We start from the raw sequence: 15,996 nt of genomic DNA, 5'->3' as shown, positions 1-15,996 counted from the left end.
ACCCCCTTTATTAGAATATTCGGCACCAATGATAATGCAGTTTGTAATACAGAGACAATACAAATTGGTGTTTATGGTGATAGTCCTTCAAATGCTACTATTTGGGCAGGAGGTACCCAAATAGCAACCGTTACATCAGATAATAATTTTAACTTTGATTCAACTCCTTATGTTAATTATGGTGTACCAGATTTAGACAATCAAAGTTTAACGATTGAATCACGAAATGCAAGAGGTAATTCTTCCATAAGCATTCGGGTTGGAGCACCTTTGCCCGCTAACATGAATGTAACGGCCAATAAACCTCTACCTTTATGCAATGTTGAACCTCTTACTTTAAGTATTAATAATCCGGCCAATTCAACGGTCAGTTGGCCAGATGGAGGAGCTACTATTCAAAGTCCTGTCAGTAGAGAGTATCGAGCCGTTGTTCAGAGAAGGATAGCCGGCTCTAATGGTACAGTTGATGTCTGCCCAAGCGTAACCAAGAGCATAAATGTCCAAGTCTTTACCTTTAATCCCAGCATTAACCCGCCCTCTACCACCACCAAATGCGATGGGGAAGCGATAGACCTTACTGCCAGTCCCAGTGGTTCATTCAATTATAGCTGGACCCGAGACGGGCAAAATGTAGGCAATGGCCAGACTATACAGGGGCGTCAGGCAGGAGAATATAAAGTAGTGGTTACACCTCAGGGTGTAAATTGCCCTAAAACGTCTTCCAATTCCATTAGGCTTATTTTTGATACTCCTATTCCTGATCAAGAGATCAGTCCATCTAAGGCTAATCGTCTTATCTGCGGTGCTCCCGATGAAACCTCTATGCAACTCACTGCCAACCCCGAGGGAGTATCGTATAATTGGCGGCGAGAAGGCGGGGGCGGTCTTGGCAACAGTCGCAGTATCTCTGTCAGTCAAGGCGGGCGCTACGTAGTAGATATGCAGCGAGGAGCGTGTTTTAGGAGTAAAGTCATAGATGTACAAGAAAACAGCTATGACCGTAACATTGCTCCTTTAAGTGCTACAACTTTCTGCGCCGATGCTCCCATCACCTTGCGTGCCAACTCCAACGATGCCAACCGATTTGACTATGTATGGAAAAAAGATGGTATGAATGTAGGGAGTAATTCCCCCACCTATCAAACTAACGTGGGTGGAACATTTACAGTAAGTATTACGACCAAAAATACAGGCTGTAGCCCCAAAACTTCCGACGTCGTTGCTCTGGTGGCGAGTACGCCTATCAGCGATGAAGCCATTGCTTTCCCCGCCATGAAAGAACGTCCTATTTTGTGTGGTGCCCCCGATGAGCCTAGTATCGTCCTTACGGCGGTACAGACCGATGTTAGCTACAACTGGCAAGGGCCAGGCGTAAGCAATGCCACCCAAAAAACCTTGACCATAACCCAAGCAGGGGAATATATTCTCAATATGGTACGTGGGGCATGTACTAAGCAGAAAAAAATAACAGTTGAGCCAAATACATACGATACAAACATTGCTACAGCACCACCTGCATTTTGCTCCAAGACCCCTATCACCTTACGTGCCAATTCCAACGATGCCGCCAAGTTTGATTATGCTTGGAAGCGCAATGGCATGGCTATGGGCAGTAATACGCCTACGCTACTACTGACCAATGAAGTGGGGTCATTCAAATATACCGTAGAAATTACCTCCAAAGGAACTGGTTGTAAATCCAAGACTTCTGCTGAAGTGTCTATCAATACCGACAGAGCTATCACGGGGGCAAAAATCACCCTACCAGCAGGCAAAGAACGGGCGATCATCTGTGGCGATCCCGAAAATGCCATCGTGCTTACAGCAGTAGCCGATATGCCTACCGACGGGATTGCGTTCAACTGGCAGGGGCCGTCTACGGGTATGGCCAATACCCTTAGTGCCGCCCAAGCAGGAGACTACAAGGTGAGTTTTGACCGTGGTACTTGTCAGGAAGAGGCAACTGTAAAAGTAGAGTCTGGGGTGTTTGTGCCGAGTATAAGCGCTACTGGTACTATTGTCAATTCGGCTACTGATCTACGGATTTGTAATGGTGAGACTTCTACCATCACAGCCAACATCAGTGGAACAAACATCCCTAATACTGTCAGTAATTTTACCTACAAGTGGTTTGGTGGGGCTGATGCCAATACTGAAATTACCAACCAAAAAGGACAAACATTACCTGCGGTAGTAGCGGGTACATATCGTTTAGAAATGACATTGACGGGGAGTGGCTGCCCCAAAAAAGATGCTCCACAGCGCATCAAGATAGCAGTAGATCCTGCCATCAAAAACCCTCGTATTACTCCCAATCCTGCCATCATCTGCAACAAGGCCAATGGTTTGACCATCACTGCCCTAACCGATAGTAGCGCGGGTATCAGCTACAGGTGGAGTGGTGGTGGTCGTTCTGATAGCGACCCTACTAAGTATATCGTATCAAATGCAGGTAATTACAGTGTGACGTTTAGCAGAGGTGCTTGTCAAGGACAAGCATCCGTTTCGCCGAGAGAAGAAGAATTGAAGATAGATGTAGCTGCCCCTTTTATGTCCAATCCCATCATTGTGTGTGAGGGAAGTAACAGTGCCGTGCCCGTGGAATTAAAAGCTACTGCCAATCTGAGTACAGCTACCATCAAGTGGATGCGCAACAATGGTGAAGAAGCTCCTACGCCCAACACAGGCGGCACTTATTTGCCCAAACAATCAGGACAGTACTATGCCACTGCCAATTTTAACAACATTTGTAATGCTACTTCTCCACAGAAAGTTCCAATAGAAGCCCTCACGAATTTTTCGATTTCAATTAGTCCCAGCAATCCCGCTCCCCTCTGTGATGATCGTCCCATCAACCTCACGCCTGTACTCTCGCACGCGACCTACCGTGATATCTACGCCTACGAATGGGTTCAAGATGGAAAGAATGTCAAGGCAGGAATAGGCACAGCAGGCAATACTCTTACCACAGGTAAAGTAGTGGACTACCCTAATAATACATTGGTGCTGGGCAACGAGTCTAACTACGTGGTTAAGATTACCAAAGATGGCTGCAAGGCAGAGTCGGCGGTGAGTAAGATTACGCTCAAACCCGCTCGTAGTACCATTACGGTCTTGGACATCAACACCTTAGAAGCCTCTACCAGCGGCGATGCCAAGTATGAATGGTACTATAAAAATACGCGAGCTAGCAGCTTTTCCGACTCACTGGGCTATCAGCTATTGCCCAATTTTACGGCCCGCACGCTTCTGGGGGCCGACATGGGGAGTTATTATGTGCGCGCCAACCGCAACGGCTGCGGTATCAAAAACTCTTTTGCGCATTATGTGAGCGTCATAACTGCCTCTTCGCCCACCTTTGTAAACGAATGGCTGGTATATCCCAACCCCGCAGTGGAGTCTATAGTAGTAGAAAATCAAGCCAAGCCGAGTGCCCCAGTAGAAGTCAGGTTTTGGGACAGTTGGGGGCGGGAGTTGCAGCATTTTAGCCAAGAGAGGACACAGGAACGCTATTCGGTGGGGCACCTGCCGGCGGGGGTTTATCATGTAGAAATCAAAGAAGAGCGTAAAACAAGCATACGAAAGATACTAAAGAAATGAAACGCAATGCTATCATATTGTTTTTTCTTTTAGGGGTAGAGTGGCTTTGCTATGGGCAGTGGAGTACGGATTTAAGACAGAATACTCGCGTCACTTCCAATGGGCATACATGCTTTGCCGCTATTCCTGATGATACGGGTGGGGCTTTGGTGGTTTGGGGAGAAACCAAGGCGGGAGGGGCAACTATGTATGCTCAAAAGTATCGTTCGGATGGGACAATTGCCATTGCTAAAAAAAGATTGTTTTCGCATTCGGGTAGTAGTAGTTGTGAAGATAATAGCTTTACAAGCGTCCAATTACTCAGACATGAAAACTCAGATAATGTTTATATTACTTTTACTATTCTTTTAAAAGGTACAATAATGAGTTCAGGGACACATACTCAATATTTGCAGTACCAAATTATATCTCTTTCAGATGCAAGTACTAAGGTGAGGAATCAAAATAATGAAGATAAAGGATATAACCTTGGGTATAATTATGGAAATGACATTGACTTGCATGTAAGGGCTAAATTTATAGATTCTAATGGGAAAGTGTTGGTTTCTTGGCAACAAAAAAATAACCCTAATGATAATAATAGAGGTGGGGGAGGAAGTACAAGCAATGGTACAGATATTCGACTAGCTATTATAGATGTTTCTAATTTGGATGGTCCATTGGTATATTTTCGATATGAGTTGATTGGAAATCAGACAAAACCTAATTTCTATGCAATTGCAGACAGAATATACTTAGCTTATCGCAATGAAGTGACCACTTTAAATTTTAGAAAGTTTACTATTAATTCAAATAATACCATTTCATCAGTAGGTGAAACTATTAGATTAGGTTCTATTTCAGATAATGGACTTCCCATTACGGACGTGCAAACTAAGTTAGATGATTCGGGAGAGTTGACGGTATATGCTATTGGGGATGCTCCAAACTTAAAAGGCAATTTATTGGGATATCGAGTTAATCTTTCAACCAGTACTACTAACCAACCGTTGACAGTGGTTAGTAGTTTTGATTACAGTAACATTGAAACGGCGCATGGTTTCTCAACCAATTCTACCTTCTTTTTTACCCGAAATAATCGTCAAAATATTCAAAGATTTGAAGGGACCGCATTAAGAAGTGCAGAAACACCTATTGTTCAAATTAATTCAAGTGGTGCTGCTACACACTCTGGCTCTAAAATTTCAGACGGGCCTGAAAAATATGCTGTTATTGGAAAAAATGGCGGGAACGATGCAACAGAACTTCATGGACAAGTCATAAGATTTGACAATAATAACAGCCTTGGCGTAAGGGAATGGGGTGATAATGGTAAACTGGTTTCCAATGCTCTAGGAAATAAATCTTCAATGAGTTGTTTTAGTTTAACTAATGGCAATATTTTCTTTATTTGGAAAGACGAACGCAACGGAACGAACTGCAACGCTGATGTGTATTGTCAAGTATTGGATAAAGATGGTAACCTACCGATAAAATTCGAAATCAAAAATGTAAGATTAAGCAAAAAAAAGTTTTGTAATGATGAAATTAACGTAGGGAGCAATAATACACTCAAAGTGAGTTTTGATGCCACCCCTACACCAGGAGTATATAGTTGGTCTTTTTTGGGCGTATTTTTACGACTTGCAAATTTATCTACTATAAATGATCAAAGTGTTGGCTATAACGGCGGCAATTCCAGTGAAATTACTGTGACTCTACGTCCTACCACACCTACGATACAATGGGCGTACATCGTATATGTAGGAACATTTGCTGTCCCAAGTTCAGGTGGGAAACTATTTTTTTCAGAGCCAAGTGTTGATACACTGGTATTAGCCCCCCCATCGCCCAAACCTACTATCATGCCTATCACTATTTGTACAGGGGAACGACCTATGCTTACGGCTAATGGATCTAACCTCCTTTGGTACGATTCTGCTTCTGGTGGTACTGGTAGTCCTACACCGCCCTCTTCTGCGGTTACCCAATCAAGGAGTTATTATGTTACCCAAAATACGAATGGTTGTGAAAGTCTTCGAGAAGAGGTCAAGGTTAATGTTATCACAAGTCCTACCATAGCTGCTACTGCCAATGGTAGTAAATCGTTACAACAATGTGAGTCAAACGCTTCACTGACACTAAGTGCCAGCCCTTCTACTGGATTTAGTAATATCCAATGGACAGGTCCTAATGGCTACAGCAGTACTCAGGCCAATCCAGTAGCATTAACGGGGACTGCTGTACGCTCAGGGGTGTATAGAGTACGAGGCTCCAGTATGTGTGGTAGTGCTACTGATAGTGTAACGGTGAGAATAGACCCCAGCTTGCGAAATTTTCGTATCACTCCAGACCCTGCCACTCTCTGCAACCGTACCGAAGGCATCGAACTTAGTGCAGTCATAGATAGTAGCGCAGGGGTTATTTATCAATGGAGTGGTGGCTTATCAGGGGCAGACCAAGCCAAATACAAGGTTTTTCAGCCCAGTACCTACAGTGTTAGGATCAGTAGAGGAAGTTGTTCGGACACCAAAAGTGTGACCGTAAAAGAGCAACTACTTAGTGTTAGTGTTAAGTCGCCTGTGGTATCCAATCCAATCCTTGTGTGTTCAGGGAGCAATAGTATTCCTATTCAGCTTACTGCTACGGCAAACCCTAACAATTCTACAATTACATGGAAACGAAATAATGGAGAAAACGCCCCCCCCCCCAACACTGGGGTTAACTACACTCCATCTCAGTCTGGGCAATATTATGCAGAAGTCAGTGCCAATGGTTGTACAAGTCAACAATCCCCAGAGAAAATCACCATAGAAGCACTTAGTACATTTACAGTATCATTGACCCCGAATAATACCCCGCCCACATGTGAAGGAACTCCCATCTTGCTCGCTGCCGTCCCTTCGGAGTCTCGTTTTATAGCTCAATATGAATATGAATGGATGCAGGATGGTACGGTTATAAAAAAAGGGGGTAATACTTATGCTGCTTCTACGAGCGGGAGCTATGTAGTAAATCTCACTAAAGACGGTTGCAAAGCTACATCTATAGCTAATCAGATTAGTTTTAAACCTTCAAGGGTGACCATTGCAGCCTTAGACCACAATACTTTGGAGTCATCTAAAAGTAGTGATAATCAATATCAATGGTTTTTTAAGAAAGGTATGCCCATGTCTCTATCTGATACTATTAACTATACTCCATACAAGCAAAATAATATGAACGTAGTCTCTCAAAACGTTTTTGGAGCTGAGCATAGTACTACCTATCTTGTGAGGGCTAATAGAGATGGATGCGGTCTCAAATTTTCACAGCCTTATTATGTAGGTGTATTTACATCATTACAAAACTCAATAAATGGAAATGAGTATTGGCTGGTATATCCCAACCCCGCAGTGGAGTCTATAGTAGTAGAAAATCAAGCCAAGCCCAGTGCCCCAGTAGAAGTCAGGTTTTGGGACAGTTGGGGGCGGGAGTTGCAGCATTTTAGCCAAGACAGGATACAGGAACGCTATTCTGTGGGGCACCTGCCAGCGGGGGTTTATTATGTAGAAATCAAAGAAAATGGCAAGGTTATTACCAAGAAAATTGTAAAACAATGAGTCTGAGCAATAAGCCCCAAAAAAAGGATGATTTTGTCATGCCTACGCAGGAGGTATCTACTAACCGATTTAGTGGCTTTCTGCGTTGGCAGGCTTATTGCCTTTCTATTGCTGTGATTTTGAGCGGTCTGTGGGGTTTAGCGCAAATCACGCGTGATTTTGTGCCGCTCAAAAGCCTCGAAAAAAGCAAATATAGTCAACTTGATAAGAACAAGGCAAGAGACACCATTTTTGTGAGTAAATACGAAGTCAGCAACAATCAATATCGGTCATTTCTGAACCACTTGCTGGCCACAGGCCAAACCGAAAAACATACCTCTTATCGGTGTGATTCTTTGATTTTCAAATACACTAGTGGAGACCCAATGATGGAATACTATCACAGTCACCCTGCTTTTGGCAAATATCCCGTGGTCAATATTACCCAAGAAGCTGCGCAGGCGTACTGTGCTTGGCAAACGGAAAATTACAATCTACAACCTGAGCGTCAATTCAATAAGGTGGTGTTCCGGTTGCCTCTTGAGTGGGAGTGGATTTTTGCCGCCTACCCATTACCCAACCATACTTTGCCTTGGTATGGTACTCTACCCTATACCAACCCTATTGGTAAACCCGCCCTTTGTAACATCAAGTATCATGATTATTACGAAATAGAAAAGGATGACGCCGCTAACTATGATGGCGATGGCTATCCATATACTGCTCCTGTCAAAGCATACGCGCCTAACAGGCGGGGACTTTACAACGTGATTGGAAACGTGGCAGAGATGACCGCTTCGGGTAAAATCAAAGGGGGGAGTTGGGACAGTTTTTTAGCAGATTGTGCCGTAAATAAATTACAAACATACTCCCTGCCCGATCCGCGTGTGGGGTTTAGGGTGTTGATGCAAGTCATAGAAAAATAATGAAGCAATGAACCAATTGAAGCTACAAGTATCGTCAAGTATGATAATCGTTGCCGTGCTATCGGTAGTTTTGGTCGCTAAAAGCCAAGAAACTGTCAAGGTTTTGACGGCTATCAGTGATAGTAAGCGCCTCAATACATTGCCATTATTTGAGGTGAAAAAGGAAATAACAAAAGTAGAAGCCAACGATATGATTGCTGATAACACCGAACCTGTAAAAAACTTAAAAAAAGAAGAAACAAACCCAAAAACCAATAACTTTGAAAAAATAAAAGAACCGATACCTTCCAAAACCAAAGTTACCTCTGCACAAAAACCAGTAGTAAAAGAAAATATTAAGCCCGAAGTTAAGTCCTCCTCGGATAGTAAAGTCACAGAAAATATACTTTCTTTCAAACCTACCGAAACGCCTAAAGTGGAAGTGATGGAAGTAGAGAATCAAAATACCAAGTATTTTGATAAAATGGGTCGATTAACTAAAAAAGATAAATCTTACTACTACCGAAAGGCACAATTTGATGAGCGGACTGGGCAACCCAGAGATAAAGTGCAGGATTTTTATACGAATGGTGATAAGCCCAAGTTTGTAGGACAATATAGCCGCTATAACTCAGATGAAACAAATAATAATAAGTACGACGGTGAATGTGTTTTTTACGAAGAAAACGGTGCAAAAAGTATTCGTAAGTACCGGAACGGGAGAATAATTGAAGAAACTAAATATAATACATCACTATCCCCTATTTCGCAGGTTGAGTTCAATTTAGAGGGAAAAAGAAAATCTTTTCAAGAATATATCTTTGATAATACTGGTAAACAAATTGGGATATTTCGGGGCGGCTATAATTCTACTACAAACCAAGAAGAGGGCAAGCAAGAAATTTTTGGTGTCTCAGTAATAGACTTTATAGGGAGTTGCCCTAAAAGCAAATGTGTCTTTATCAGTAGTACAGGAAAACGATATGAAGCTTATTCTCAGGATTTTCTGTGTGAGCCATCTACCGATACCGAATGGAAATTTGTTAATAGTAGTAATTTTCAAAATTCTTTTAAAAAGGGAATGCAAGCATATCGAGTGGCTAGCACAGACAAGGAGCAACAAGGGTTTATTCAATTACCTATTACATATGATTTTTATAAAAAGCCATTTGAAATGGAAGCGATTTTTCAAATAGACCCCTCAAAGCCTCAAATGGCTGAATTTGGAATAGTTTGGGAATACCAAAACGACAAAAATTATTCTTTTTTTAGTTACAATACGAGTAAAAAAAAATTTGAAGTAAATGCTATAAAAGAAGGACAACCACAAAAATTTATGTTGGGGGTCAACCCTATTGAAACAATTATAACAGGTGATGAAATCAAACTGGTTTTTTATAAAGGGGAGGGAGATCTTTCTTACAAAATCAATGAACAAGCTTTAAAGCATAAAGTTAAAAATGGAGAGGATAACTTCAAAAAACCTGTCAGGATTGATCTTAATACTGAATTCAAAACGTGGGGGGTAGGGTTTTACTTTAAAAGTCAAAGCCCTAATGAGACTATTATATTAAAACATATTGACATAAAGCTATTATAATTTTTACTGACTTAAACCTTTTTTTACAATGAAACACATTTTGCCGAATATGTTACTACTGGTTGGGGTTCTGACTGGTTGTGCCCCCAAAACCTTTCAAATGACCTCCGAAGGAGAAAACTTCGATGCTCTAACTCAAATAAGTGATTCTGAAAAGCCATGCCTCTATCCCAATGGAGGTGATTTAGGTGAAAATTTGGTTTATGTATCAAAAGATGATGATGGGGGGTACAATATCTACATGAAGGAAAAAGTATTGACTAAGGCAATTGTGCAAAAAACAAGTGGTAAAAATATTAATTTATCACCTAACTATTGCAATGCTAATAATCGGATTGTATTTCAGTATTTTGATAAAACTAACTTTGATATTTATTATATAGATGCTGGTAAAGGTAAGGCCATTACACAAGTAACTAATACCGACGAAGATGAATATAATCCATCATGGTCGCCTGATGGCAATCTTATTGTCTTTGAAAAGGGAGCTACCCCCAAAACCTATGCTGTCGCTTCTGCCTCTAAAGAATACAGAGGTGTAGCTGTCAAAAAAAATCAAGTATGGCTTAAAGACTTAAAAACAAAAGAGTTGAAAATGATAGGAGAAGGTAGTTTCCCTAAATTTTCGCCAGATGGCAAGAATATTGCGTTCGTAAAGTACGATTTAGATAAAAGTAAGTCTAAAGAAACTGGTACACTCTGGATTATGTCTTCTGAAGGAGACTCACCACGTCAAATTACAGATGTAAATTTAGGCTATGCTACCAACCCTAACTGGAGTCCTGATGGTAAGAATTTGATTTTTCAACTCACTAAGAAAAATAAAATAGACTCGGATATATATGTAGTAGATGTCAATGGTGAAAATCTGCGCCAATACACCATCAACAAGTCAAATGATTTTGCCCCTTATTGGTCTGTCGATGACTTTGTTTACTTCAGTTCTGATAGAGGAGCAAAAGCCTCCAAATATCAAATTTGGAGATTTAAAATGAAAAAGTAATATCTTTCTATTAAGACAATTAATAAAATGCGTACAATCATCCAAATGTTACTTTTCACCTTGATGTCAAGTTATGTCTTACACGCCCAACAAACACTTTACTACAGCAGTGGGACAAGCATGGAAGGGCGAATTGTAGATATTGAAGGGGGAGAAGAAGGGCAAATAAAAACACTCATGCAGGGTAATAAACCCTATACTTCTGATCGAAAAAGGTTATTGATGGTTTTTAATAATGTAGGCAATTATCTAGTCATTAAGAACATATCTGAAGACGCTTCTCAAGCTAAAAAGCAAGTTGAAAATTTTTATAGTGAGAAAGGTAATGCTACTAACAATGATGTTTTATTTAAGGGGATTCCGCAAGAGGTTATTCCTTGTAAAATTAGTGCAGTACTGGATGAGGTTGTCAATTATCAAACATTAGATGGAAAACCTGCCTCTATAAAAAAGGATGAACTTTTAGCTATTATATTTAGGGATGGTAAACATCTTATTTTAAAGGATTTTGAAGAGGTAGTTGATAACCTATCCGAGATGTATAGTGATTTCGTAAGGCTGAGAAATTCAAAAAAGCAAGAAATCATTCAAAACGCTAACATTCCTCAAAAGCAAACAAATAGTATTGAAAACCCTCCCTCCTCCCCTAAACCTGTTGTAAAAGAGCGGAAAGAATTGACCGCTGAAGAGCAAAAAATAGCAAAAGCCAAATCTAAAGATAAAATAGAAGATTTAAGGATTTTGTTAAATGATATAATAGATAATAATCGAAGCAGAGATGAAAAAAACAAAGCTATAGAGAAAGCTGTTAAAATGTTCACGAAGGACGCTACGGTGGAAGTAGCATCAATCAATAATCCAAATATCAAAAATAAACGCACTGTAAAAGAGTATCTTGAACGTTTGAGTCGTCTCAAATATTCTTCTGTTTCGATTACATATGCAGAGGTGAATTTTGTACAAGATTTTGCGCCAGATGAAAACGGCAACTACTGGGGTATGGCCACGTATAGTCAGGTTTTTGAGGCTGGATCAATGAAGGATATTACTAAAAAAAATCAGAAGGTAAAACTCCAACCCTACAGTAAAATTGTGGAAGGAACAATACTGGAAAAGTATGAAGTTTTGCTTGGAGATATTCAAGTTGAAGTTAAACAATAAACATATGAAAACGCTCTTTATATTAATATTTTCAGTCTCTACTTTTTGTTTTGCCCAAAAAGAAACCATCTATACTGTGAATGGATCTAGTATCGAAGGGCGTATTGTATCTGTCGAGGGAGGCGAAGATGGTAAAGTAAAAACGGTGATTGATGGTGGGAAACTCTATTATGGTGGACGAGATAAAATCTTAATTGCGTTTAATAAAATAGGAAATTATATAACCATCAGAGATATTTCCACTGAAGATGTCCAAGCCCAAAAACAGATTGATTCTTTTTACAGTGAATCGCTGGACAATATAAAAATCAACGATGTTTTGATTAAGGCAATCCCCCAGGAGATTATTGCCTGCACGATAAGTAATGAATTAGAGGAGGTCATTAATTATGTAACCATTGATGGTAAGCCTGCATCTATCAATAAAAACAATTTAATAGGGCTCATCCGTAAAAACGGGTCTCATTGGCTAAATCCTGACAAAGAAATAGCTGAGATAGTGGATAATCTATCTCAGATGACTGCTGATTTCCGAAGACTGAGGATACAAAAAAAGATAGAATCGCCAGTACTCACACAAACTACCTCACAACCTACCAAGCCAATTCCTACTGAACCAGCGCCTAAACCTACCCCTAAAGAAAGGTATCAACTAACCAGTGAAGAGCAAAAAATAGCAAAAGCTAAGTCTATTGATAAAATGGAAGATTTAAGAGGGTATCTAAATGACATAGTTGACAAAAATCGAAGTCCAAAAGAAAAAAATGAAGCAATTGAAAAAGCAGTCAAAATGTTTACAAAAGAAGCTACTGTCGAAGTTTCATCTATCAACAACCCCACCCTAAAAGTAAAACGCTCAGTAAAGGATTATTTGACAAGATTGAGCGCACTTTCATATTCAAAAGTTACTATTACTTACGCTGACATAAAATTTGTACAAGACTTTGAAAGAGACGAACAAGGTAATTACTGGGGGATTGCCTCCTATGTACAAACTTTTCTGACTGATAGATTTACTGATATGACCCCCAAACGCCAAAAAGTAAAACTTCAACCATATGAAAAAATCGTGGAAGGAGTAAAGTTAGAAAAGTACGATATTTTGTTAGGAGATATACAGGTTGAACAGAATCGATAGCCAAAACATGCTTCGAGGTCTTCAAATATTTACATCAATTCTAATACTCTTTGGAAATCGAGTGTGTTGCAGTCAATGCGTAACGCTGACAGGTCGCACTTTAGATGCTATCGAGAAATACGGAGTCTCCGCTTATTTTTATGTTAAAATGGCGGATAAAAAGCAACTTGTGGGTAAAGGTACAAGTAATGGTGATTTTTCGATGACCCTTCCTTGTAATGCTAATATGCTTTTTATTGAGGCTTCAGGGTATCGTCCATTGACTATTCCAGTGATGGGAAATACAGACAAAAAGACATATTTTGTAGAGTGGTCTCTCTATAAAATAGACAAACAGAGTAATGATAAACCCTACTTCCAGTCAGAGCAAAAGCACACAATCCTTGAAAATACTTCAACAAATAGCTCTACCAATACAGCTACTCGATATTTTAAAATCATTGATGAACAAAGCCGACAGGGTATTAATGCTGATATTTGTTTGTACTATACAACTGATGCCTCAAAAAAATGCTATCAGGTAAAACAAAATTCTAAAGGAGAGAAAGTAATTTTCAATCAAAAAGATATTGTAGGAGTTGTCGTTAAAGCTGAAGGTTATCAGAGTTATAATGGTAATTTAATTATTGAAAATCTAGACAATCAATCTTCTATTTACGAAATCGCTTTGAGTAAAACGCCATCGCTTTTGGCATTTTTGGTATTAACTTCTTTAAAGCCAAATGCAAAATTGAAAAACCAGAATAATGAAAATATTCCAGTAGTTATGATTGACTCAAATCATGGTTTTGCAAAAATAACTACTGGAGCGAGTTATGCTCTACATATAAGTACAGGCAACCCAAGCGCCTCAACTAAAGAATATACAATCAAAAAAGCGAATGGTCTATACCTTGCATCTATTGATTTACAAGATATTCAAACCCCACCACCATCAAGTCCTACAGCTTCACAAACGACTAAAGCTACTCTACCCCAAACTCAAGTTTTATTATTTGAACAAGGCAAATATGAACTCACCCTTTTAGCAACAAAAACATTAGATTCACTCTCTTTATGGCTGATAGACCATCCATCATTTAAAGTTGATATCATAGGTTTTACTGATAATGTAGGAGACCCAAAAATCAATTTCACCCTCTCTGAGTTCAGAGCCAAAGTAACTTACAGCTATCTTATCAATCATGGTGTTTCAGAAAAACGGCTGCAATGGAGGGCTTTTGGGGGGGAGTATCCTGCCGCACTTAATGATACAGAAGAACATAAAAAAATGAATAGACGAGTCGAGATAAAAATCAAGGAAGTTGTATCTGAAAACGAAATGAAATAATCATTCTTCAATAACAATGAATACGAAAACACACATTAGCCTGTATTGGTTGATATTTTGGCCATTTTGTTGCTTGAGTCAGGAAACCATTAAGCCCGATCAAGTAAAGTTAGAGAATAATAAAGTTGCAATTTACTATCAAGTAAAAGATTATGAAAGTTGTGTTAATGTCAAATCGGTAGTAATTACGATTGTAGCTACACAACAAAAAATAATAGCAAAAGCACTTTCGGGAGATTTATCAGAAGCCAAGGCAGGCAATCATCTATTGTCTTGGGACTATCAAGCTGATAACTTTTATGTAGATGGTCAAATTGATGTTGCTATAATAGTACAACAGTGCAAAAATACCTATCCCCAAAAAACAGTTTCTGCCCGTCAAATGGATAGAAAAACCCCATATCCTATTAGTTTAAAGTTGGGTGTCGCAGGTATTGGAATTGCTTCGGGCGTTGGAGCACTTGTTTTGAGAAAAAATTACATAAATAAATTAGATGTTTTGAAGAACTTAGATGCGCAATTCAATCGTTCATCTACGCTCTCAGAACCCCAATTTTCACAGTGGAATCAAGCCTATAATGAGGCTCAATCAGCTCGAAAAGTAAGTTTAGCCAATGCTTTATTAGGCATAGCTGCCGTAACAGTGGGTGTAGAAACCTATTTGATGTTAGGTAAAAAAGCTTCTAAAAAGAAATTTAGCCTATTTCCCTCCAATGAACAAATGGGCATTACTATGATTTATAAACTTTGAAACATCATGAAAAAAATTATTTTCCTTTTTATAATTATAGCCACATCACCATTAAGCTCACAAGGACAGTTTTACCTTAACACAGTAAGGCTTGAAAAGTTGGAGTGGATGTCTCCTTCGACAGAGTCTATTGACAATACGGGTCAACCCATACAGATACAAGTTAAAGCCCAAAGCGATGCTGCACTTGACGTGACAGACTTTGAGGTATTGGTAGATAATGCCTCGGTAGATTTGAACTCTATCAATGCCAAGTGTATCAACAATGTTTTTACTGGACAACTAAACCTTTCTAAAGACCGTGTACATACTGTTCAGATACGAGCCTCCAAAGGAAAACAAGGAACCCCAAAACAAACATCGGTTTTGACAGTGATAAGTCCTGAAAAAGCAAATATTCCAGTAACAGAGAAAGAAACAAGAGATATTAAAAAGAAAGCAAGAGAGACTATCAATTCGCTTTCAAGCTATTATAACAACATACTCTCATCTTACGAACTATCTGAAAGGAATGAACTTATCAACAATATGATTTTGCCAGGTTCAAAACGCATATTTGAAAATGATGGAACGATTGTAGAAGATGATTTTGACAGCAGGGATAGAGTACCACAAAAGGAACGTGACAAAAAAGTAGTTAAATATTTTAGCGATTTAGGGGCGTATTTCGGAGCAAAAGAAAATGGTGAATTTGTGAATGAAAAAGAAATAGTGACTCTCACCTCTATTATCGTAGGCAATGTTCGCCCCATGTCTCGCACCTCAACTTCCGAATCACTGTTTTTGGAAGTTAATTATACCATCAACTACCAAGGCAAAAATACCCAGACGAACAAGACATTCAAAACGGGGGCAAAGAGAGTCGCCGAGATGATAGCTATTCCTGACCCCAAATCAGGCGAATGGCAAGTCTTGATTCGGTCTTTGCGTTTTTTTGAACAAAAATAA

Annotated in this window: 10 protein-coding genes; all 10 read left to right on the top strand. The window is 39.5% G+C overall.

Going from position 1 to position 15,996, the window contains the following annotated elements; translation table 11 throughout:
- The first annotated feature begins 282 nt into the window (after window positions 1-282).
- Genes AC23N5_RS19745 through AC23N5_RS19700 form a run of 10 tightly spaced genes read left to right on the top strand, consistent with a single transcriptional unit; the run spans window position 283 to window position 15,996 of the window.
- The gene (locus AC23N5_RS19745; protein ID WP_487756924.1) at window positions 283-3,600 is read left to right on the top strand and encodes a T9SS type A sorting domain-containing protein; all 3,318 of its coding nucleotides are present in this window, start codon (window positions 283-285) and stop codon (window positions 3,598-3,600) included.
- Window positions 3,597-7,181, top strand: a complete 3,585-nt coding sequence (locus tag AC23N5_RS19740; protein WP_487756923.1) for a T9SS type A sorting domain-containing protein — start codon at window positions 3,597-3,599, stop codon at window positions 7,179-7,181. Before AC23N5_RS19745 ends, AC23N5_RS19740 begins: the two co-directional genes overlap by 4 nt.
- Window positions 7,178-8,086, top strand: coding sequence for a formylglycine-generating enzyme family protein (locus AC23N5_RS19735; RefSeq protein ID WP_487756922.1), 909 nt, complete (start codon window positions 7,178-7,180; stop codon window positions 8,084-8,086). Before AC23N5_RS19740 ends, AC23N5_RS19735 begins: the two co-directional genes overlap by 4 nt.
- Before the next feature lie 40 nt (window positions 8,087-8,126).
- Entirely contained in the window at window positions 8,127-9,665 is a 1,539-nt protein-coding gene (locus AC23N5_RS19730) for a hypothetical protein (protein ID WP_487756921.1), read from the top strand.
- Between the two features lie 28 nt (window positions 9,666-9,693).
- Window positions 9,694-10,668 (top strand): TolB family protein, encoded by a 975-nt coding sequence (locus tag AC23N5_RS19725; RefSeq protein ID WP_487756920.1) that lies wholly within the window; start codon window positions 9,694-9,696, stop codon window positions 10,666-10,668.
- 27 nt (window positions 10,669-10,695) lie between these two features.
- Complete coding sequence (locus tag AC23N5_RS19720; protein ID WP_487756919.1) at window positions 10,696-11,829, top strand: hypothetical protein; 1,134 nt, start codon at window positions 10,696-10,698, stop codon at window positions 11,827-11,829.
- A 4-nt stretch (window positions 11,830-11,833) separates the two neighbouring features.
- Window positions 11,834-12,967, top strand: a complete 1,134-nt coding sequence (locus AC23N5_RS19715; protein WP_487756918.1) for a hypothetical protein — start codon at window positions 11,834-11,836, stop codon at window positions 12,965-12,967.
- A gap of 7 nt (window positions 12,968-12,974) precedes the next feature.
- Window positions 12,975-14,297, top strand: coding sequence for an OmpA family protein (locus tag AC23N5_RS19710; RefSeq protein ID WP_487756917.1), 1,323 nt, complete (start codon window positions 12,975-12,977; stop codon window positions 14,295-14,297).
- Window positions 14,298-14,313: 16 nt separating this feature from the next.
- Window positions 14,314-15,048, top strand: a complete 735-nt coding sequence (locus AC23N5_RS19705) for a hypothetical protein (RefSeq protein ID WP_487756916.1) — start codon at window positions 14,314-14,316, stop codon at window positions 15,046-15,048.
- Between the two features lie 6 nt (window positions 15,049-15,054).
- Complete coding sequence (locus AC23N5_RS19700) at window positions 15,055-15,996, top strand: hypothetical protein (RefSeq protein ID WP_487756915.1); 942 nt, start codon at window positions 15,055-15,057, stop codon at window positions 15,994-15,996.

It is taken from the genome of Runella sp. R5_40 (genome assembly GCF_057652295.1).
This window is presented reverse-complemented; position numbering and strand designations above follow the sequence as displayed.

Bases quoted from the DNA above. Each gene is read 5' to 3' on its own strand.
- AC23N5_RS19730 (WP_487756921.1), top strand. From the start codon at position 8,127: ATGATAATCGTTGCCGTGCTATCGGTAGTTTTGGTCGCTAAAAGCCAA.
- AC23N5_RS19705 (WP_487756916.1), top strand. From the start codon at position 14,314: ATGAATACGAAAACACACATTAGCCTGTATTGGTTGATATTTTGGCCA.
- AC23N5_RS19725 (WP_487756920.1), top strand. From the start codon at position 9,694: ATGAAACACATTTTGCCGAATATGTTACTACTGGTTGGGGTTCTGACT.
- AC23N5_RS19720 (WP_487756919.1), top strand. From the start codon at position 10,696: ATGCGTACAATCATCCAAATGTTACTTTTCACCTTGATGTCAAGTTAT.
- AC23N5_RS19700 (WP_487756915.1), top strand. From the start codon at position 15,055: ATGAAAAAAATTATTTTCCTTTTTATAATTATAGCCACATCACCATTA.
- AC23N5_RS19710 (WP_487756917.1), top strand. From the start codon at position 12,975: ATGCTTCGAGGTCTTCAAATATTTACATCAATTCTAATACTCTTTGGA.
- AC23N5_RS19715 (WP_487756918.1), top strand. From the start codon at position 11,834: ATGAAAACGCTCTTTATATTAATATTTTCAGTCTCTACTTTTTGTTTT.
- AC23N5_RS19740 (WP_487756923.1), top strand. From the start codon at position 3,597: ATGAAACGCAATGCTATCATATTGTTTTTTCTTTTAGGGGTAGAGTGG.
- AC23N5_RS19745 (WP_487756924.1), top strand. From the start codon at position 283: ATGAATGTAACGGCCAATAAACCTCTACCTTTATGCAATGTTGAACCT.
- AC23N5_RS19735 (WP_487756922.1), top strand. From the start codon at position 7,178: ATGAGTCTGAGCAATAAGCCCCAAAAAAAGGATGATTTTGTCATGCCT.